Origin of the sequence: Micromonospora sp. NPDC007230, from assembly GCF_042869115.1 — a bacterium.
GTDB lineage: Bacteria > Actinomycetota > Actinomycetes > Mycobacteriales > Micromonosporaceae > Micromonospora.
Genome location: NZ_JBIAFE010000009.1, coordinates 217,557 through 236,513 on the forward strand (window position 1 = coordinate 217,557; position 18,957 = coordinate 236,513).

General features: G+C 72.6%; 17 protein-coding genes. 7 read left to right on the plus strand and 10 right to left on the minus strand.

The window, feature by feature from the left end:
• Nucleotides 1-29: 29 nt before the first annotated feature.
• From dinB to ACFYML_RS15635, 10 genes are all read right to left on the minus strand, one after another.
• Nucleotides 30-1,217, minus strand: a complete 1,188-nt coding sequence (gene dinB / locus ACFYML_RS15590; protein ID WP_387280819.1) for a DNA polymerase IV — start codon at nt 1,215-1,217, stop codon at nt 30-32.
• A 100-nt stretch (nt 1,218-1,317) separates the two neighbouring features.
• Nucleotides 1,318-2,412: an endonuclease/exonuclease/phosphatase family protein gene (locus ACFYML_RS15595; RefSeq protein ID WP_387421253.1), complete on the minus strand. Its 1,095-nt coding sequence runs from the start codon at nt 2,410-2,412 to the stop codon at nt 1,318-1,320.
• Between the two features lie 196 nt (nt 2,413-2,608).
• Complete coding sequence (locus ACFYML_RS15600) at nt 2,609-3,526, minus strand: NADP-dependent oxidoreductase (protein ID WP_387280817.1); 918 nt, start codon at nt 3,524-3,526, stop codon at nt 2,609-2,611.
• A 29-nt stretch (nt 3,527-3,555) separates the two neighbouring features.
• A complete protein-coding gene (locus tag ACFYML_RS15605) occupies nt 3,556-4,062 on the minus strand; it encodes a DUF2231 domain-containing protein (RefSeq protein WP_073838742.1) in 507 nt (168 codons plus the stop codon).
• 81 nt (nt 4,063-4,143) lie between these two features.
• Nucleotides 4,144-6,210, minus strand: a complete 2,067-nt coding sequence (locus ACFYML_RS15610) for a glycogen debranching N-terminal domain-containing protein (protein ID WP_387421254.1) — start codon at nt 6,208-6,210, stop codon at nt 4,144-4,146.
• A 134-nt stretch (nt 6,211-6,344) separates the two neighbouring features.
• Nucleotides 6,345-7,076 (minus strand): ABC transporter permease, encoded by a 732-nt coding sequence (locus ACFYML_RS15615; RefSeq protein WP_387421255.1) that lies wholly within the window; start codon nt 7,074-7,076, stop codon nt 6,345-6,347.
• Between the two features lie 214 nt (nt 7,077-7,290).
• Nucleotides 7,291-7,704, minus strand: coding sequence for a VOC family protein (locus tag ACFYML_RS15620; protein WP_387421256.1), 414 nt, complete (start codon nt 7,702-7,704; stop codon nt 7,291-7,293).
• A gap of 145 nt (nt 7,705-7,849) precedes the next feature.
• Nucleotides 7,850-8,983 carry an N-acetylmuramoyl-L-alanine amidase gene (locus ACFYML_RS15625; protein ID WP_387421257.1) on the minus strand — a complete coding sequence of 378 codons (1,134 nt, stop codon included), beginning with the start codon at nt 8,981-8,983 and terminating at the stop codon, nt 7,850-7,852.
• Nucleotides 8,984-9,416: 433 nt separating this feature from the next.
• Nucleotides 9,417-10,379, minus strand: a complete 963-nt coding sequence (locus ACFYML_RS15630; protein WP_387421258.1) for a CU044_5270 family protein — start codon at nt 10,377-10,379, stop codon at nt 9,417-9,419.
• The gene (locus tag ACFYML_RS15635) at nt 10,376-11,011 is read right to left on the minus strand and encodes an RNA polymerase sigma factor (protein WP_387421259.1); all 636 of its coding nucleotides are present in this window, start codon (nt 11,009-11,011) and stop codon (nt 10,376-10,378) included. Before ACFYML_RS15635 ends, ACFYML_RS15630 begins: the two co-directional genes overlap by 4 nt.
• Before the next feature lie 306 nt (nt 11,012-11,317).
• Between ACFYML_RS15635 and ACFYML_RS15640 the strand changes: the two genes are divergently transcribed.
• The 7 genes from ACFYML_RS15640 to ACFYML_RS15670 are packed head-to-tail and all read left to right on the plus strand — an operon-like array spanning nt 11,318 to nt 18,930.
• A complete protein-coding gene (locus tag ACFYML_RS15640; protein WP_387421260.1) occupies nt 11,318-12,397 on the plus strand; it encodes a LacI family DNA-binding transcriptional regulator in 1,080 nt (359 codons plus the stop codon).
• On the plus strand, nt 12,394-13,326 hold the full coding sequence (locus ACFYML_RS15645) for a carbohydrate ABC transporter permease (protein WP_387421261.1): 933 nt from the start codon (nt 12,394-12,396) through the stop codon (nt 13,324-13,326). Before ACFYML_RS15640 ends, ACFYML_RS15645 begins: the two co-directional genes overlap by 4 nt.
• 1 nt (nt 13,327) lies before the next feature.
• Nucleotides 13,328-14,167, plus strand: coding sequence for a carbohydrate ABC transporter permease (locus ACFYML_RS15650; RefSeq protein ID WP_387421263.1), 840 nt, complete (start codon nt 13,328-13,330; stop codon nt 14,165-14,167).
• Nucleotides 14,168-14,205: 38 nt separating this feature from the next.
• Nucleotides 14,206-15,501 (plus strand): ABC transporter substrate-binding protein, encoded by a 1,296-nt coding sequence (locus ACFYML_RS15655; RefSeq protein ID WP_387421264.1) that lies wholly within the window; start codon nt 14,206-14,208, stop codon nt 15,499-15,501.
• A gap of 2 nt (nt 15,502-15,503) precedes the next feature.
• Entirely contained in the window at nt 15,504-16,637 is a 1,134-nt protein-coding gene (locus tag ACFYML_RS15660) for an ADP-ribosylglycohydrolase family protein (protein WP_387421265.1), read from the plus strand.
• Nucleotides 16,634-17,995, plus strand: coding sequence for an ADP-ribosylglycohydrolase family protein (locus tag ACFYML_RS15665; protein WP_387421266.1), 1,362 nt, complete (start codon nt 16,634-16,636; stop codon nt 17,993-17,995). Before ACFYML_RS15660 ends, ACFYML_RS15665 begins: the two co-directional genes overlap by 4 nt.
• Nucleotides 17,992-18,930 (plus strand): ribokinase, encoded by a 939-nt coding sequence (locus tag ACFYML_RS15670; RefSeq protein ID WP_387421267.1) that lies wholly within the window; start codon nt 17,992-17,994, stop codon nt 18,928-18,930. The genes ACFYML_RS15665 and ACFYML_RS15670 overlap by 4 nt, the downstream gene beginning before the upstream one ends.
• Nucleotides 18,931-18,957: the final 27 nt, after the last annotated feature.

Genomic DNA, 18,957 nt, shown 5'->3' on the forward strand with positions numbered 1-18,957 from the left:
GGTCGAGGCCGTGGTCGTCCCAACGCCGCTCAGTCGGGCAGGCGGGGCATCTCCAGGCCGGGATCCCGGCCGAGCAGCACGGCCCGGGTCAGCGCGGACGACCCGAACCGGTCCCGGACGGCGTCCACCGCCGCATCCAGCTCCGCGCCCGGGTCGCGGGTGAACGGCAGCGTCAGCTGCACGTGCCCGGTGTCGAGGTTGCCGACGGACACCCCGATCAGCGTCACACCCCGGGCGTCGATCTCCGGCAGCGCCGCCCGCAGCAACGCGCGGGCGGCCTCGAGCAGTGGCCGGGTCTGGGCGGTCGCCTTGTCGATGGTGTGCGAGCGGGTCGCCCGGGTGTAGTCGGCGAAGCGCAGCCGTAGGGTGACCGTACGGCCGGTGCGCCGCGCCGCGCGCATCCGCCCGGTCACCCGGTCGACCAGCCCGGCCAGCACGGCGTCGAGCTCGGCGGGGGAGCGCGGCTCCCGGCCCAGTGCGTGCTGGGCGCCCATCGACGACCGGCGCCGCCCGACCTGGACCCGGCGGGGGTCGCGGTTGTGGGCGAGGGCGTGCAGGTGGCGGCCGGCACCGCCGCCGAGCAGCGACACCAGGGTCGGCTCGTCCAGCCGGGCCACCTGCCCCACGGTACGGATGCCCCGGTCGCGCAGCTTCGTCGCGGTCACCGGGCCGACGCCCCACAGCCGCTCCACCGGCAGCGGATGCAGGAAGGCCAGCTCCCGCCCGGGCTCGACGACCAGCAGCCCGTCCGGCTTGGCCACCCCGCTGGCCACCTTGGCGAGGAACTTCGTCCGGGCCACGCCGACGGTGATCGGCAGGCCGACCTGCTCGCGTACCTCGCGGCGCAGCCGGGCCGCGATGTCGGCCGGCGGGCCGACCAGCCGGCGCAGGCCGCCCACGTCGAGGAACGCCTCGTCGATGGAGAGCCCCTCCACCAGTGGCGTGGTCTGCCGGAAGATCTCGAACACCGCCCGGCTCGCCGCCGTGTACGCGGCCATCCGCGGCCGCACCACGATCGCCTCCGGGCACAGCCGTAGCGCCTGCCGCCCGCCCATCGCGCTGCGTACGCCCCGGGCCTTGGCCTCGTAGCTGGCCGCCAGCACCACGCCGCCGCCGACGATCACCGGCCGGCCGCGCAGCCGGGGATCGTCGCGCTGCTCGACCGACGCGTAGAAGGCGTCCAGGTCGGCATGCAGGATGGTGGCCTCGCCCGACACGAACACATGTTCGCACAGGTGTTCGACAATGCTCCGCTGACCTGCCGAAAACAGGTCAACTCAGCGCCGGCCCGGGCACTGCGGCGGCGCCCGGGTTGGCTCAGCGGTGGGGACCGGTCACGGCAGCGCGAGCACCGCGGCGTGCCCCAGATGGTCCGACGCCCACCGGCCGTCCGGGGTCTGCCGCTCGGTGCCGAAGACCTCGCTGCGCACCGGCACGACCGCGCCCCTTGACCAGAACCATGTCGATCCGGTGCTCGACGTCGCCGGCCGGCTGGTTCAGGTCGTCGCCCAGTCCCGAGGTGTACCCGGGGTCTCCGGGGTGCAGGACCGGCCAGGTGTCGATCATGCCGCCGCCCACCAGCGTGAAGTACGCGAGCCGGTTGTTCGGATCGGGCAGTTCCGGCCCGGTGTTGAGATCCCCGACGAGGATCAGCCGGCCGGTGGTGCGCAGCGGTCCCTGCAGCAGCTCCTGCGCCTGCAGCACCCGGACGCCCGGGTGGAACGCCTCCAAGTGGGTGTTGACGAACCGGTAGGTCCGGCTGCCCTGCGCCACGTCCACCGCCGTCCAGCCGCGGGTGCTGGTGGCGCTGCCACCGACCGGCGGGAGCGGGGTCACCAGATTGTGCACGAAGTTCCCCGACGACGTCCCGGTCACCTTCACCCGGCCGCCGTGCCGCACCAGGATCACGTCGCGCATGGTGAGCCGGGCGTCCACGTTGTGCGGCGCCCCCGCCGGGACCTCCAGGTCCGCCTCGTTCTGCACCACCGCCACGTCGTACGGGTGGCCGGAGCCGGCCAGGTCGGACATCAGCAGGGCCAGGTAGTCGTACCGGAGCGTGGTGGCCGGCGCGGGATCGCCGAGCGGCCCGGTGCGCCACAGCGCCACCTCCTGCAGGCCGACCAGGTCGGGCTTGCGCTCGCGGATCTCCGCGGCGACCAGCCGCGCCCGGGCGGGGAAGTCCATCCGGTCGACGTGGCTGAGCAGGGCCGCGTTGGCGGCCAGGAACGCCGGCAGGGTCGGCGCGGTCATCGATCCAGTGAGGTCGCCGCCGAGATAGAGGTTGCGGGTCAGCACCGTCACCTTAGGGCCGGCCTCCGCCTGCGCCGGCGCCGGGAGAAGCCCCAGGCTGGCGGCCACGACGGCGGCGGCGGTGACCAGCCGGGTCAGTCGGAAACGTGTTCTGCCGTCCATGCCCCGGTCCTCTCTCCAGCGGATGATCCGCGTCGGGTAACCAGGGCGTACGGTAGCGCCGCGGCGACCATCGTGGACACCGCCGTTCGGGCGGTTCCACCAGCTCCGAGAGCAGTGTCAGACGGGCAGGGATACGTGCGACAGACCGGCGGCCGCCCCGGTCCAGGGCGGCCGCCGGTCGTTGGTCGTGCGGCGGTCAGGAGACGGTGATCGCGAGCTTGCCCAGCGCGCCCGCGAAGTCGCCGAGCGCTTTGGGCACCTCGGCCAGGTCGTAGCGTCGGGTGACCGGGACGTGCAGCCGACCGGCCGCGAGGTCGCCGGCGAGCCGGTCGAGCGTCTCGGGGCTCGGGCTGCCCATGATCGACGTGGCGGCCGGATGCTGGTCGGGGCCGAAGCCGATGGTCGAGGCGAGGCGCCCCTCGAAGGCGAGCAGCCCGGCGAGTTCCATGCCGTCACCGGCCAGGTGCACCACCGCGGACACCCCGTCGGGAGCTACCGCGCGGACCTGGGCGCTCAGGTCGCCGGTGTAGTCCACCACCTCGGCGGCGCCCAGCTGCCGGACGAAGTCCGTGGCGGCGCCGGGGCGGGCGGTGGCGATGACCCGCGCGCCGGCCGCGGTGGCGTACTGGACGGCGAGCGCGCCGACGCCGCCGGTCGCGCCGGCGACCAGGACGGTGTCTCCCTGACCGGGTGCGACGGTGTTCACCACGTCGACCGCGGTGGCGCCGGCCAGCCCGAGCGCCCCCGCGGTCGACGGGTCGAGACCTGCGGGAAGGCGGGTGATGCCGAACTGTTCGCCGACCGCCACGTGCTCGGCCCACGAGCCGTCGCCCAGGTAGGACCGCATCACCACGCCGAACACCGGGTCGCCGACGCGGAAGCGGGTCGCCCCGTCGCCGAGCGCCGCGACCTCGCCGGCGAAGTCCTTGCCGAGCACGACGGGGTACCGGTACTCGAGCCCGCCCTTCATCATCCCGGCCGCCGCCTTCTTGTCGAAGCCGTTGACCGAGGACGCCCGGACCCGCACGAGCACCTCACCGGGGCCGGGGCTGGGCTGGGGCAGGTCGCGGAGGGCGGGTTCCCCTCCCTCCGCGACCAGCGTGATCGCCCGCATGCGCGTACCCCTCTCGTCGCCGCGGTCCGTCAGGCGCCCCGCGTGTGGGGCCGGCCAGCGGCGCCGCGCGACAGCGAACTCGGCGCGTTCACCCCCGCCTGGTCGCTGACGCCGACGCCGAGCCGCTCGACCAGCTCACCGCCGAGCCAGCCGGTGAAGCCGGCCAGCACGATGCCGACGAAGCTGCAGCCCAGAGCCGCTGCAGGGGGTTCCCAGTTTGTTGCCGACAGCCGCAGGAACCAGCTCGCCGCGAACAGCAGCAGCACCACCACGTTGCCGAGGCCGTGGACCGCGCCGACCCGCTTCGCGCGGGTGCCGGCGGGGATGGACAGCCAGTCGACCAGGCCGAACACCCCGGCGATCAGGCCGCCGATGACACCCGCGGCGATCGTGTACGCCGCGGAGATCTGGAAACCCGCCCGGTCGGTGATCAGGTAAAGGATGTCGAAGATCACCGAAGTGGCGAGCAGGCCCAGCGGGAACACGATCAGGATGGGGTGGATCCCGTGCCCCATCGCCTTGGCGCGACTCTCCATGCCAACCCTCCTGTCTGTTCAGGTGAGGGCGCTTTCCCCGCCACCGCCGGACTACACGTGCCGGCCCACCCGGTCGACCGCTCAGGCCCGCCGCCCACGGCGGGAGACCGCCTGCCGCGGGGGACGCCGGATCACCGCCAGCCGGTCCCCGCGCGCGCTGATCGAGGTTCGCCCGCCGCGCCGGCGGCGCACAGTCAGGTCGACGGTGGCGCCCCCCACCTGTACGCCCTCCAGCCGCAGGTCCGGCAGCCAGTCGGGCAGGTGCGGGTCCACGATGATCGCCCGCAGGGGCGCGACCGGGCGCAGCGCCAGCAGCGCCTGCACCAGCGCCACGATCGCACTGGCCGACCACGCCTGCGGAGCGCAGGAGTTCGGGTACACGCCGGGGTGCGGATGATCGGCGTCTCGGGGCAGGCCGCTGAGCGCCTCGGGCAGGCGGTGCTCCTCGAACAGCGCCGCCGCGGCGAACATCCCCTCGGCCAACCGGTGCAGGTGCTTCCAGCACCCGTACCGGGCCAGCCCGAGCCCGATGGTCCCGGCCTCCACCGGCCAGACACTGCCCCGGTGGTAGCTGAACGGGTTGTACGCCGGATGCTCCGCCGACAACGTCCGGACCCCCCAACCGCTGAACATGTCGGGCGCGAACAGCCGGTCGACCACCCGGGCGGCGGCCCGGGCCGGGACGATGCCGGTGGTGAGCAGGTGCCCGTCGTTGGAGTTGGTCGACCGCACCGGCCGCCGGTCCGGCCCGAGCGCCATCGCGTAGCAGCCCCGGTCCGGCAGCCAGTACGCGTCGTGGAAGCGTCGCCGTAGGGCACGGGCCCGGGCCAGCAGCGCGGCGCCCCGGGCCGGGTGGCCGGTCACGGTGAACACCACGGCGGCGTGCCGCAGCGCGGCGTACCAGTAGCCCTGCAGTTCGCTGGTCGCGATCGGGTTGGGCACCACCTGCCCGTCCTCGTCGACGATCGCGGTGTCCGAGTCCTTCCACCCCTGGTTCTTCAGACCGCCCCGGGAGCGGTGGTGGTACTCGAGGAAGCCGTCGCCGTCGGGATCCCCGTACCGTTCGATCCAGTTCAGGGCCTGCCGGGCGGTCGGCAGCAGGTCCCGCACCGTGTCCAGGTCGCCGGTCCAGGCCAGGTACTGCCCGAGGAAGACCAGGAAGTCCGGGGCGGTGGACCAGTCGCCGTAGTAGGCGGTGTACGGGTCCAGGCCGAGCACCGAGACCGGGCCCCGGCGGGCCTCGTGCAGCGGCTTGCCGGGTTCCTCGTCCCGCCAGTCGTCGAATCGCTGCCCGAGGTGCTGGGCGTTGAGCCGCAGGCTGTCGGCCAGCATGGTCGGCCCGGCCAGCAGCGCCTGCCAGGAGGCCGTCATCGTGTCCCGGCCGAAGATCTCCTGGTACATGGGCAGCCCGGCCATCGGCGCGGTCGGCCCGGCCGGTTCGCCGAGCGGCAGCACGGCCAGTTCCTCCACCGCGTTGCGCCAAGCCGCCGTGACGTCGAAGTTGCTGCTGGTCAACCCGGCGAATTCGCTGACCAGCAGGCCTCGGGCCCGGGCGGCCGTGTCGGTGGCACCGGTGAAGCTGGCCGGGGGCGCGGGCAGGCGCGCGCCGTCGAAGATCGGCTCCACGATCAGGTCCACCCGGGCGGCGCCGCGCGGCGACACCTCGACCTCGACCGTGAACGCGCCGTCGGCGTACCGGACGGGGGTGTCGGCGCGCACCGCGACGGCGACCGCACGGTCGATGTCGTCGCGCAGGTAGGTCAGGCGGAGCTCCTGCGCCGCGGCGTCCCAGTCCGCACCGACATCGCCGGTCTGCAACCGGCGGCCCGTCTCGGCCTCGACGCTGTCGGCGAAGTCCGCCTCGACCCGGACCGCCAGCGCCAGCCGCAGCGGCTGCTGGGCGTAGCTGACCAGGGTCAGCCTGGTCCGCAGCCCCGCGCCGACGAACCGTTCGGTCAGCAGGTAGGCCGCCCGGGACGGCAGCTCCTCCCCGTCACCCAGCGCGGCGTACGACAGCTGGGAGCTGCCCAGCACGTTCGCCGCGCTGAACGGGATCGGCTCCCGGCCGTCGACCGTGACCTGCTCGACGCTGAGCACCCGGGTGTTCCGGGCGAAGAATCCCTGCGGTCGGTTCCGGTGACCCGGCAACGCACGTCGGTGACCAGCGTGCTCCACCCACTCGCCACGTAGAGCAGGTCGGGCCGGACGCGGAGATTGCGCACCCTGGTCATCGGGCACGCCTGTACCCGGTCGGACGGCCGGTACACGTGCCCGCCGGGGCCTCACGGCTGGATCCGCGCCTGGTGGCGGACGAGCAACTCCACGGCGAGGGCGATCGCCACCGCCTCCACGGCGAGCAGGGTGATCAGGATGAGCAGCTGGGTCGCCCCGGCCTGGAGCGGGCCCGCCCCGCCGAGCAGCACACCGACGAACGCGCCCGGCAAGGTGACCAGCCCGACCGTGCGGGTCTGGTCCAGCGCCGGGATGAGAGCCTGCCCGGCAGCCGGCCGGCAGATCTCCAGCGCGGCGTCGCGGGGGAGCAGCCCCAGGGCCAGCCCCGCCTCGTACTCGCCGTGCCGGGTGCGCAGCTCGTCGAGGGTCCGCCGGCCGGCCAGGCTCGCCGCGGTCATCGCCCCGCCGATCAGGATGCCGGCCGTCGGCAGCACCACCAGCGGCGTCGCGGGCAGGGCCCGGCTGGCCAGGAGTACGGCGAGACTCGGCACCACCCCGACCGCGATGGCCAGCGCCGCGACCCGGCGCGGGACGGCCGGCCCGATCCGCCGTCCCGCGGTGACGCTGGCGACCACGTACATGAGCAGGATGAACGCGGCGGTGCTCCACCACGCCCGCAGCACCGCGACGATGATCAGCGAGACGGCACCGAGCTGGATGGTGGCCCGGCCCGCCGCGCCCAGCACGGCCCGCGCCCGCCCGAGCCCGGACAGCCGCAGCACCACGGCACCGGCCAGGGTGAGCCCGGTGAGGGCGACCACCAGGGTCGGCCCGATCGGCACCGTGCCGCCACCTGTCGCCGCGCCGCTCATCGTCGCGCCCGGTCGCGGGGGATGTCGTCGACGCCGGCCACCTGGTGATCGTATTCGGGCCGTCCCGCCGGCGCGCACGACCGGCCGCTCCTGCCGGACCTCAGCGCCTCAAGTCCCTTCGGCGGGCCGGCCCGCGCGTCGTGGCCGGCACGGCGGGACGCTCGCGCAGCCGCCGTTGCCCGGGTCAGGCCTGCGGCTGGGCGATGTTGACCATCCAGCCGATGCCGAACCGGTCCACGCACATGCCGAACTCGTCGCCCCACATCTGCTTCTCCAGCGGCACCGAGACCGTGCCACCCTCGGCGAGCTGCTTCCAGTAGCCGCGCAGCTCGTCGGCGTCGTCCCCGCTCACGCTGATCGAGATGTTGTTGCCGGGGCTGTATTCCATCTCCGGCGGGGTGTCGGAGGCCATCAGGGTGAACCCCCGGTCGGTCTCCAGCATGGCGTGCATGACCTGGTTGGCCACCGCCGGATCCGGGTTGCCGGCCTCGCCGAAGGTGCTCAGCGTCAGGTTGCCGCCGAACACGTTCTGGTAGAACTCCATGGCCTGCCGCGCGTTGTCGCGGAAGCTGAGGTACGGGTTGAGCCGAGACGCCATTGTGCGACCCTCCTTCGTCCTTGACGAGGGTCATCGTCGCAGCCAGGTGCGACAGGGACAACGACGTGTGCTGGGCGAGTCGTACCGAAACGGACGCGGCGGGGGTGGCGCCGTTGCCACCCCCACCGCTCTCCCCGCCGGTACGTCAGTCCTGCTGGAAGGATTGCCGCACCACACCCCCCACCAGCGCACACCAGGTGGTGGTGCTGACCTTGCCGTTCGGGTCCAGACCGTGCAGGTGCTGCAGGTCCTTCAGGGCCTTCTTGGTCACGTAGTCGTACTCGCCGGTGATCGCCACGTCGGCGTAGCCCTTGGAGTTGAGCATGAACTGCACCGCGGTGACCGGGATGCCAGTCGCGTCCTTGTCCAGCTCAGGCGCCAGGGTCTCCCAGGTCGGCGCGGTGAGGGTGGCGTCGATGTCGACCGGGATGCCGTTGCGGGCCTGCCAGTCCTGCACGGCGGCGACGGTGGCGGCGTCGAAGACGCCGTTGACCGGGACGGTGTAGCCGCGGAAGGTGAGCAGGTACTGGGCGACGCGGACCACCGGGCCGCCGACGAACCGCCAGATGTCCGGCCACCGGCGGGCCGGCACGTCGGCCAGGTTGGTGCCGAGCTCGGCGAAGACCCGGCGGCGCAGGGTGGGGAATTCCCGGTAGAACATCGCACCGGGGCACAGCGTGGCGCGGAAGTCCCAGTGGCCGAAGATGTCGTGCGCGTGCAGGCCGTACTGCTGGCAGATGGTGGTGCAGAGCTTGACCAGCGAGTCGAGCAGTTCCCGGGGCGGCGTGTCGGTGACGTACGTGCCCTCGTTCTCGATGCCGATGGCCCGGCCGTTCTCGCCCGGGCAGTGCGCCGAGATCATCTGCCGGTCGCCGGCCTGGAGCCGCTCCAGGCTGCCGTGCCGGCCCTCCAGGACGTGCCCGCCCCGGCTGACCGTGAAGTGCTGCCCGGTGTCCGACCACCCGTTGCCGTCCATGTGCAGGTCCTGGCAGTCGCGGGCCAGCTGCTTGGCGTGCTCCTCGGAGTAGTCAGTGCTGTTCGGGAACGCCATGTGGTGCACGATGATCTTGTTGGTGGCGATGGCGCTGATCGACAGCGGGTCCGCCGGGGGGCGCGCGCCCCACTCGTCGCAGCTGATGATCCAGTCGAGGTTCGCGCCGGGCGCGGCCTGCGCGGCGGCCGGGAACGCGAGTTCGCTCCCGACGACCGCGACCGCGGCGGCGCCGAATCCGGCCCGCAGCAGGGTGCGGCGGTCCAGCTCAGGGTGGTTGAAGTGCATGTCGTCTCCTCCGCGGCCGGGCAAGGACCAGGGCATGAAAAGGAACTTCAAGAGCCGCGCGTGGGACGGAGGATATTGCCAACAGCGGGTGTCGCGCTAGAGGTTGACGGCGACAAGAATCGATCAGCGCCCCAGGTGGAGGGTCGAATGTGGCCCAGTATGGTCAACTCGGGCGGGCGTGGCTGCCCGGATTGGCTGTGGCGTCCGCGTCTGCGTGTTGCTGTGCGGCGTGTCGTCATCCCCGCGAGGGGGCCTGAAAGCGATATGCCTCTGGGGCATGAACATGCCTCAGAGGCATATCGCCTGTACGAGGATTGCTATCCGGCGATATTGGAGGAGAGTCCAGCGGCCTGTCGCCGTCGCGGTGTGGTGGTGGCCAGTTGGGGTTCAGCACTGGCGGTTGGTCGAGGTTGGCCCTCGCGCTGTGAAACGGCTATGGGCGTTGGCCTGCCCGGTCGACCACGGCCCGGGTGATGACGGCGGTGGTGGCGGTGAGCATGCCTGCCTTGCCGTCGCTGGTGTCCTCGACCAGATAGCTGCGCTCGCCGAGGTATTCATAGGTGGTCTTGTCGAAGATCCACTCTGTGCGTTCGCCGAACTCAACGTGTGCAACGGCGACACCGTGGCGTCCGGCGGCGTCGACCGAGTCAGGCACGAGCACCACGCCTGGGATCTTGGCCGCCGCCCGGTAGAGGGTCGCACTGATCTTCGGTGGCATGAGCGACTCACGCAGGAGGTCACCGATGGTGGTGAAGGCTTCGCCGTCCGGGCTGTTGCCCTGCCCTCGGGTGTCGGCGTAGATCTTCTTGAGCAGCAGGTCTGGGTCGCTCGGCAGGTCGACCATCTCTTCGTTAGACGTGGTGATGCCGAGATCCGATGGCCGGCCAGCCTCGTGAAGCCTGCCGTGGCCCCCGGGTGACTGTGGAATCCAGATCTCCCGGTCGTGCAGGTTGTCCAGCCGCCGTGGGCCGTCGCCGAGTATGGAGTAGGCGATTCGGCTCTTGATGTAGATGTACTGACCCGCCCCGACCGGCTCCTGCGGCTTTGCGGCCGCCACCAGCGCGACCCGGTTCAAGAAAGCGCCCGCGCCGCTCGCATCGCCCTGCAACACCTGAATGATCGGCGCGGGCTGGCCTGCCCGCTCCCAAGGGCGCATGACAACACCGGCCGCGAGCGCCGCAGCCAACACGCTCGCCGCGGCCGATGCCGCGATGAGCAGCCGGCGGCGGCCCCGGATCTGCGGCCGAACCGCAGCCGCATGCTGGATCTCGCTCATCAAGTGCCCTTTCAGGTCCTGTAGGCGGCGATCCGGCAGTCCTGGATTGCCCGGCGGTGGTAGCAGCGTGATCAGTTCGGCGAGGTCGTTGACTTCGGTCCTGCGGGGTGGCGTGGTCATCGGGAACCTCCTGCCTCATACAGAGCCGTGCCGTGCGGCCCGCCTTGTTCCTGTCCTGGCCGCACCGCCGAGTTCCGCACTTCCGTGCGCGACATCTCCACCTCGACCAGCGCGCGTAACCGGGTGCGGGCCCGCGACAACCGTGACCGCACCGTGCCGACGGGTATGCCGAGAGCCTCGGCGGCGGCCGAATAGTTCAGCTGCGACCACACGCAGAGCACAAACACTTCCCGCTCCGCCCTGCGTAGCCGACGTAATGCGGCCGCGGCTGCGGCCAACTGCCGCGCATCGTGGATCCGGCCGACGACCTCCTCGGCGACGTCTGGGACTGCGGCAGCCGGCGGGATCCGCAGCAGGGCCGCCCGATGCCGTCGGGTCGCACGGCGTCGGTTGCGCAGTACATTCGTCGCGATGCCCAGCAGCCAGGGAAGCGGACTGTCACCGTCGGGCCGCAGCGTGGCGCGGAGCCGCCACGCTTCCAGGAACGTCAGCGACACGACGTCCTCCGCGTCCGAGGTGTGACCGTCGGCCCGCACCGCATGCCGGTAGACGGCTGCCGCATGCTCGTCGAATACCTGTCCGAAGGCGGCAGCGTCCCCCGCGCGAATTCGGGCTCGCAGTGTTGCGCTCACACCTTCTCCTGTCCGCAGGAAGCTCCCGGTTCCAGCAATTTTCGTGAACCGTTCGGCATGCTGAATGCCACTGGTTCGACACACGGGTCCCATCAGTCAAGGTGTGGGCGCAAGAGGTAGGGACACGCGGGCGCAACGATGCCGTGGCCTGGCCACCACGGCTTCCAGCCCGAACTCGTTCTGGACCCGGCCTGCCATCGCAGCTCAGCGTGATTGGAAACGTTTTCGTAACGAGCCCTTGACCTGATCGCCGGCTCGGCGCAGACTCCCGGAAACGTTTACAGCAGACAGGTGGAGGTGCCGGGCGTGGGTCGTAAACGTTTACAGGAGCCGGCCGACGGCCGTCCCACCGTCCACACCGTCGCCGCCCGCGCCGGTGTCTCCATCGCGTCCGCCTCCCGCGTGCTCAACGGCGTCGGCGGCAGCCCGGAGACCATCCGCAAGGTGCGCGAGGCGGCGGCCGAGGTCGGCTACGTTCCCAACGCCATCGGCCGCTCACTCCAGTCGCAGCGCACCGGCCTGATCGCGCTCGCCGTCGAGGACATCGGCAACCCGGTCTACGTCGAGATGATGCGGGCCATCGAGTCGGTGGTCGCCGCCTCCGGCCGGCAACTGCTGGTGCACGCCACCGGCGGGCAGATCGCCAACGAGACCGCGCTGCTGCGCCGGCTCGCCCACCGCTACGTCGACGGGATGATCGTCTCGCCGATCCGGGTCACCGACGACCACCTCGCCGCGCTGGTCGACAGCCCCGTGCCGGTGGTCGTGGTCGGCCAGCTCGGCGCCGACGCGCCGGTGGACAACGTGCGCACCGACTCGCGTACCGGTGTGGGGCTTGCGGTCGACCACCTGGTCGCGGCCGGGCGGCGGCGGATCGGGTTCGTCAACGGCCCGCTCGACACCGTCCCCGGCGCCGCCCGCGACGCCGGCTTCCGGGCCGCCCTGGCCGCCCACGGCATCGACCTCGACGAGCGCCTCGTCGAGGTCGGCGACTTCCAGTACGCCGCCGGCCGCGCAGCCACCGAACGGCTGCTCGCCCGGGCCCGCCCCGACGCGCTGGTCTGCGCCAACGACCTGATCGCCGTCGGCGCGCTGCACGCCCTGCTCGCCGCCGGCCACCGCGTCCCGCAGGACGTCGCGCTGGTCGGCATGGACGACACCGAGCTGGCCCGGATGATGTTCCCGCAGCTGTCCAGCGTCTCCCTCGGCTCCGCCGAACGTGGTCGGCGCGCCGCCGAGCTGCTGCTGCAACGCATCGCCGACCCGACCCTGCCGCCCCGGCGGGAACAGGTCGCGCCCAGCCTCGCCGTCCGCGCCTCCAGCGCCACCGGGCCCGCGACCGGCGTAACTCTGGCCGCACCGCGTACCCCGGAGGTGACGGCATGACCACCCTGGCCGAGCGGCCCGACGTCGCCCCCGCCGACGGGCCGCGGGTGGCCCGGTCCCGGTCCGACCGGATGGGCATCTACCTGCTGCTGCTCCCGTCGCTGCTGCCGATCGTGGTGCTGTCGGTGTTCCCACTGCTGCGCGGCATCTACCTCGGCTTCACCGACGCCCGCGCCGGACGCCACGTCGAGATCAGCTTCACCGGGCTGGCCAACTACCGCGAGCTCCTCGGCGACGAGCTGTTCTGGAACTCCTTCAAGATCGGCCTGCTCTGGGCCGTCGGCGTGACCGTGCTGCAGTTCCTGCTCGCCCTCGGCCTGGCCCTGCTGCTCAACCAGCAGCTGCGCTTCCGCGGCGTGGCCCGGGTGCTGTCCGTGGTGCCGTGGGCGATGCCGCCGGTGGTGGTCGGCATCCTGTGGAAGCTCGTCTACCACCCGGACGCCGGCCTGCTGAACGAGTTCTTCCACCGCATCGGCGCCGACGGGCTGCGCACCAACTGGCTCGGCGACTTCAGCACCGCGCTGCCCGCCGTGATCCTGGTGGGGGTCTGGGCCGGCATGCCGCAGACCACCGTCGTACTCCTGGCGGGGTTGCAGGGTGTGCCGCGCGAGCTGCACGAGGCGGCCGCGGTCGACGGTGCCAGCACCTGGCACCGCTTCCGCAACGTCACCCTGCCCGCCATCGCGCCGGTGATCGTGGCGATCACCTCGCTGGACTTCATCTGGAACTTCAACTCGTTCGGCCTGGTCTACGTGCTCACCGCGGGCGGGCCGGGCGGCAAGACGATGCTGCCGATGCTCTTCGCCTACGAGGAGGCGTTCCGCTACGGCAACTACGGTTACGCCGCCGCCCTCGGCAACGTCATGGTCGTGATCATCGTGGCGCTGCTCGCCGTCTATCTGCGTCGCCGGTTGAGGGAGGCGAACTGACATGTTCGGAAAGCCGAGCCGCACCGGGCGCACGCTGCAATATCTCGCGCTGACCGGCTACCTGGTCTTCCTCGGGTTCCCGCTGGTCTGGCTGCTCTCCACCGCGTTCAAGCCGCCCCGGGAACTGGTCCAGCTGCACCCCACGCTGATCCCCAGCAACCCGACCCTGCAGAACTTCGTGCAGGCCTTCACCGAGCAGCAACTCGGCCGGGCAGCGCTGAACAGCCTCCAGGTGTCGCTCGCTTCGGCGGTGCTCACCGTGCTGGTCGCGCTGCCCGCCTCGTACGCCCTCGCCCGGTTCCGCACGAGGCTCGGCACCGTCGCGCTCGGCTGGGTGCTGCTGTCGCAGCTGTTCCCGTTCGTACTGCTGATCATCCCGATCTTCCTGATCCTGCGGCAGGTCGGGCTGGCCAACACGCACGCCGGGCTGGTGCTGATCTACGTGGTCTGGGCGCTGCCGTTCGCCCTGTGGATGCTGCAGGGCTTCGTCCGCAACATCCCCCGCGACCTGGAGGAAGCGGCCGCCGTCGACGGCGCCAGCCGGCTCCAGGTGCTGCGCCGGGTGGTGTTCCCACTGCTCGCGCCGGGCATCGTGGCGACCGCGCTGTTCTCCTTCATCTCCGCCTGGAACGAGTTCTTCTTCGCCCTGGTGCTGGTCAAGACGCCCGAGCTGGCGACCCTGCCGGTCGCCCTGGCCCGGTTCGTCGGCATCGAGGGCACCGCCCGGCTCGGCCCCCTCGCGGCCGGATCCCTGCTCGCCACCCTGCCCAGCCTGATCTTCTTCGCGTTCATGCAACGCCGGCTCTCGTCCGGGTCGCTCGCCGGCGCGGTCAAGGGCTGAACCCCATCCCCCCACCCACCACCAAGGAGGAAACCCCCATGCTCCGAAGCAGATTCCGTCGGCTCGCCGCGGCCACCGCGGTCGCGGTCGTCGGCCTCGGCGCCCTCACCGCCTGCGGTGACGGCGGCGGCAAGGACGAGGCGTCGTCCGGCCCGGTCAAGCTGCGCTTCCTCAGCCTGGCCTGGCAGAAGGAGTCGCTGCAGGCCAACAAGGACCTGGTCGCCAAGTGGAACAGCGAACACCCGGACATCCAGGTCGAGTACGTCCAGGGCGACTGGAACTCGATCCACGACCAGCTGGTCACCTCGTTCGAGGGCGGCGACGCCGCCGACATCGTGCACTACGAGGCATCCGCCATCGGCGAGTTCACCAAGCAGGGCTACCTGGCCGACGTCTCGAAGCTGCTCAGCGACGACTTCAAGGGCCAGATCGACCAGGGCGTCTGGGACACCGTCACGTTCGACGGCAAGGTCACCGGGGTGCCGTTCCTGCTTGAGTCGCAGGTCGTCATCGCCAACAAGAAGCTGCTCGACGCCGCCGGCGTCACCGTCCCGCCGGCCGACGGCGGCTGGACCTGGGACGAGTTCCAGGCCAACGCGCAGAAGCTCACCAAGCCCGGCCAGTACGGCGTGGCCTGGGCGCTGAAGTCGCCGACCAACCGGGTGATGAACCTGGCGTTGAACTACGACGGCAAGTTCTTCTACACCGACGGCGGCAAGACCGAGGTCAAGGTCGGCGACCCGGAGAAGGAGGTGCCCAAGCGGATCCATGACATGCTCTACACCGCCAAGTCCGCCTCCCCGGAGGCCCTCGGCATGAGCGGCGCGGACACCCTGCCCGGCTTCTTCGGCGGCAAGTACGCCATGCTCCCCGGCTCGGTCTCGCTGCGCCAGCAGATGGTCGAGCAGGCCCCCGCCGGCTTCGAGTGGGTGACCCTCCCGCCGATCAAGGGGCTGTCCAGCAAGCAGGCCGCCAACCCGCAGACGCTGTCCATCTCCGAGGACAGCAAGCACAAGAAGCAGGCCGCGCAGTTCCTGGAGTGGTTCCTCAACCCCACCAACATGGCCACCCTCGCCAAGGGTGACTGGCTGGTGCCCACCGGCAAGCAGGCCAACCAGGAGCTGGTCAAGGCCACCGGCGGCAAGCAGGGCTGGGACGTCGCCGCGGACAGCGCCGCCGACCTGACCGTCGCGCCGTTCCAGAAGGTCGACGGCTACCCGGAGTGGAAGACCAAGTACGCCACCCCGGCACTGCAGCAGTACTTCGCCAACAAGATCACCCTGGACCAGCTCGGCACGCAGTTGGTCGACGGGGGCAAGCAGGTGCTGAGGTAACCATGTCACTCTTGCTCGACAAGTCGGTCGGCTGCCTGGTCGGCGCCGCGGTGGGCGACGCCCTCGGCGGGGCCACCGAGACAGCCCTGCCGGAGCAGATCCGCGCCCGCTTCGGCGGCTGGGTCGAGGGGATCGTGCCCCCGTACCACGCCGACTGGGCCACCGCGCGGCCACTCGCGCCGTACCACAAGGGCGACGGGCACATCACCGACGACACACTGATGACCCACGCCCTGGTCCGCGCGTACGCGGCCAAACGGGACCACCTCGACGCGTACGACGTGGCGGAACTGCTCGTCCCCGACCTGATCGAGCGGGTGGTGTACCTCCCGGACCTGGAGCGGGAGGGGGTGACCTTCCACCGGCTGGCCGCGGCCGAACGGTGGCTGGTCACCCGCCTGCACCACGCGCACGCCGACCCCCGCGAGGCCGGCGTGGGCAACATCGTCAACTGCGGCGCCGCCATGTACGTGGCCCCGGTCGGCATCGTCAACGCCGGCGACCCGGCCGGGGCGTACGCCGAGGCGGTGGAGCTCACCGGGGCACACCAGCACAGCTACGGGCGGGAGGCCGCGGCGGTCTTCGCCGCCGCGGTCGCCGCCGCCGCGGCACCCGGCGCGGGCGTCGACGACGTGATCGCCGCGGCGCTCGACCTGGCCCGCGACGGCACCCGCGCCGCCGTCGACGCGGTGGTCAAGGAGGCCCGCGGGTACGACGACTGGAAGGTGGCCATCCCCGCGCTGCGCGCCGCCGTCGCGCCCTACGACACGGTGGGCGAGGAGTACCGCAACCCGGGCCTGGGCGCCCGCCGGCCCAGCCGGCTGCACGCCATCGAGGAACTGCCGGTGGCGCTGGGCATGCTGGCGGTGGCCGGCGGCGACTACCGGGCGGCGGTGCTGGGTGCGGTCAACTACGGCCGCGACGCCGACTCCACCGCCACCATGGCCGGTGCGATCGCCGGGGCGCTCGGCGGCGCCGCGGCCGTGCCGGCCGAGTGGTCGCAGGCGGTCGCCTCCGCGTCCCGCACCGACCTGGTCGAGCCCGCCCGGGTCCTCGCCCAGGTGGCCACCGAGGTCTTCGACCGCGACCGGGAGCGGTTCGCCCGCCGCGCCGAACGCTTCGGCGGTCTGGCATGAGCGACGGGCTACGGCTGACCTGGGTGCAGCCGGAGGACCTGCTGCCGCACGAGCTGGCCGCGAGCCGCGACGAGGGCCGCGACGTCACCGACCTCGCCGACCGGTGGGCGGCGGCCGGTGGTGACGTCACCGCCCCGGTCAGCGGCGCCTCGCCCGTGCCGGCGTCGCCGCGGCTGCGCGCCCTCGCCGTCGACCTGCTCGACGCCGCCGACGCGCGGCCCGGACCGGACACCGCGCACGAGCCCGACGACCTCGACGCGGTCCGCGCGACCTGGCCGAGCGCCTGGCACCTGCCGACCACGGTCGAGCGGGACCGGCTGCACGGCGCCTGGCTCGGCCGGGCCGCCGGCTGCCTGCTCGGCAAGCCGGTGGAGAAGATCCCCCGTCATGGGATCCGGGAGATCCTCTCCGCCACCGGCCGGTGGCCCCTGCGCGGGTGGTTCACCGCGCAGGGGCTGCCCGCCGAGGTCGCCGCCCGCTGGCCGTGGAACCGGCGCAGCGCCCCCACCAGCCTGGCCGAGAACATCGCCGGCATGCCCGAGGACGACGACCTCAACTTCGCGCTGCTCGCGCTGCGCATCCTGGAGACGTACGGGCCGGACTTCACCAGCGCCGACGTGGCGCAGGCCTGGCTGGACTGGCTGCCCGCCGGGCGGGTCTTCACCGCCGAACGGGTCGCCTACCGCAACCTGCTGCTCGGCCTCACCCCGCCGCGGACCGCCCGCCGGCACAACCCGTTCCGGGAGTGGATCGGCGCGCAGATCCGCACCGACGTGTACGGCTGGACCAACCCCGGCCGCCCCGACCGCGCCGCCGAGGCGGCCTGGCGGGACGCCGCCGTCAGCCACGTCCGGGCCGGGGCGTACGGGGCGATCTGGGTGGCCGCCCTCGCCGCGGCGGCACCGGTCGCCACCAGCATCGACGAGGTGCTGGACGCGGGCGAGTCGGTGCTGCCCCCGGACAGCCGGTTCACCGCCGCGATCCGGGAGGCACGCGCCCTCGGCGCGGGCACCGACGACTGGGAGCACATTGTGGACACCCTCTACGCCCGGCACGGGCACCTGCACTGGGTGCACGTCCGCAACAACGCCGCCCTGGTCGCCGCGGCCCTCGCGTACGGGCGCGGCGACCTGGAACGGTCCATCTGCGCCGTGGTCTCCGGCGGCTGGGACACCGACTCCACCGGCGCGACGGTCGGGGCGGTCACCGGGGCGCTCACCGGCGCGTCCGCCCTGCCCGGGCGCTGGGTCGCCCCGCTGCGCAACCGCCTGGCCAGCAGCATCGCCGGCTTCGACGGCGTCCGCTTCGACGAGTTGGCCGGCCGGACGCTCGCCCTGGCCCACCGGGGTGCGGCGTGACCGCGCGGGTGGTCGTGGTGGGCAGCGCCAACCTGGATCTGGTGGTGACCGCGCCGCAGCTGCCCAGGCCCGGCGAGACGGTGCTCGGTGACGGCTTCCGCACCGTGCCCGGCGGCAAGGGCGCCAACCAGGCGGTCGCCGCCGCCCGGGCCGGCGCGGACTGCGCCTTCGTGGGCGCGGTCGGCGCCGATGACTTCGGGGCGCAGCTGCGGGACAACCTGACCGCCGCCGGCGTGGACGTGGGCGGCCTGCGCACCGTCGACGCGCCCTCGGGCGTCGCGCTGATCGCCGTCGACCACGCCGCGGAGAACTGCATCGTCGTCGCGCCCGGCGCCAACGCCACCCTTACCGACCTGCACCCCGCCGACCGGGCGGCGGTGGGCGCGGGCGACGTGCTGCTGCTCCAGCTCGAGGTGCCGCTGGCGGCCGTCACCCAGGCCGCCGACCGGGCCCGCGCCGACGCCACCACCGTGGTGCTCAACGCCGCCCCGGCCCGCCCGCTCCCCGTCGAGCTGCTCGACCTCGTCGACGTGCTGGTGGTGAACGAACACGAGGCGGCCGTCGTCGCCGGCTTGTTCATCGACGAGCCCGCCGCCCTGCTCGACGCGCTGGTCGCCCTGGTACCCCGGGTGGTGCTGACCCTCGGCGCCCGGGGCGCCGCCTACGCCGACCGGAACGGCACCCGCCTGCAGGTGCCCGCGCCGGCGATCGAGGCGGTCGACACCACCGCGGCCGGCGACGCGTTCACCGGTGCCCTCGCGGTCGCCCTCGCCGAACGCGGCGGCACCCTCACCGCCGCCACCGCGCCGGCCGTCCTGCGCTGGGCCTGCGCCGCCGGGGCGGCCTGCGCCCAACGCCCCGGCGCGTCCCCCGCGCTGCCCGACCGGGCCGCCATCGACACCCTGCACGCCGCGACCTACGGAGCGGAAGAGTGAACGAGCGTAGCGAGCGAACCATCAAAC

Coding starts and splice junctions, on each gene's coding strand:
- ACFYML_RS15660 (WP_387421265.1), top strand. CDS start 15,504: ATGTCACTCTTGCTCGACAAGTCGGTCGGCTGCCTGGTCGGCGCCGCG.
- ACFYML_RS15630 (WP_387421258.1), bottom strand. CDS start 10,379: ATGACCACGCCACCCCGCAGGACCGAAGTCAACGACCTCGCCGAACTG.
- ACFYML_RS15600 (WP_387280817.1), bottom strand. CDS start 3,526: ATGCGGGCGATCACGCTGGTCGCGGAGGGAGGGGAACCCGCCCTCCGC.
- ACFYML_RS15625 (WP_387421257.1), bottom strand. CDS start 8,983: ATGCACTTCAACCACCCTGAGCTGGACCGCCGCACCCTGCTGCGGGCC.
- ACFYML_RS15605 (WP_073838742.1), bottom strand. CDS start 4,062: ATGGAGAGTCGCGCCAAGGCGATGGGGCACGGGATCCACCCCATCCTG.
- ACFYML_RS15595 (WP_387421253.1), bottom strand. CDS start 2,412: ATGGACGGCAGAACACGTTTCCGACTGACCCGGCTGGTCACCGCCGCC.
- ACFYML_RS15620 (WP_387421256.1), bottom strand. CDS start 7,704: ATGGCGTCTCGGCTCAACCCGTACCTCAGCTTCCGCGACAACGCGCGG.
- ACFYML_RS15665 (WP_387421266.1), top strand. CDS start 16,634: ATGAGCGACGGGCTACGGCTGACCTGGGTGCAGCCGGAGGACCTGCTG.
- ACFYML_RS15650 (WP_387421263.1), top strand. CDS start 13,328: ATGTTCGGAAAGCCGAGCCGCACCGGGCGCACGCTGCAATATCTCGCG.
- ACFYML_RS15645 (WP_387421261.1), top strand. CDS start 12,394: ATGACCACCCTGGCCGAGCGGCCCGACGTCGCCCCCGCCGACGGGCCG.
- ACFYML_RS15655 (WP_387421264.1), top strand. CDS start 14,206: ATGCTCCGAAGCAGATTCCGTCGGCTCGCCGCGGCCACCGCGGTCGCG.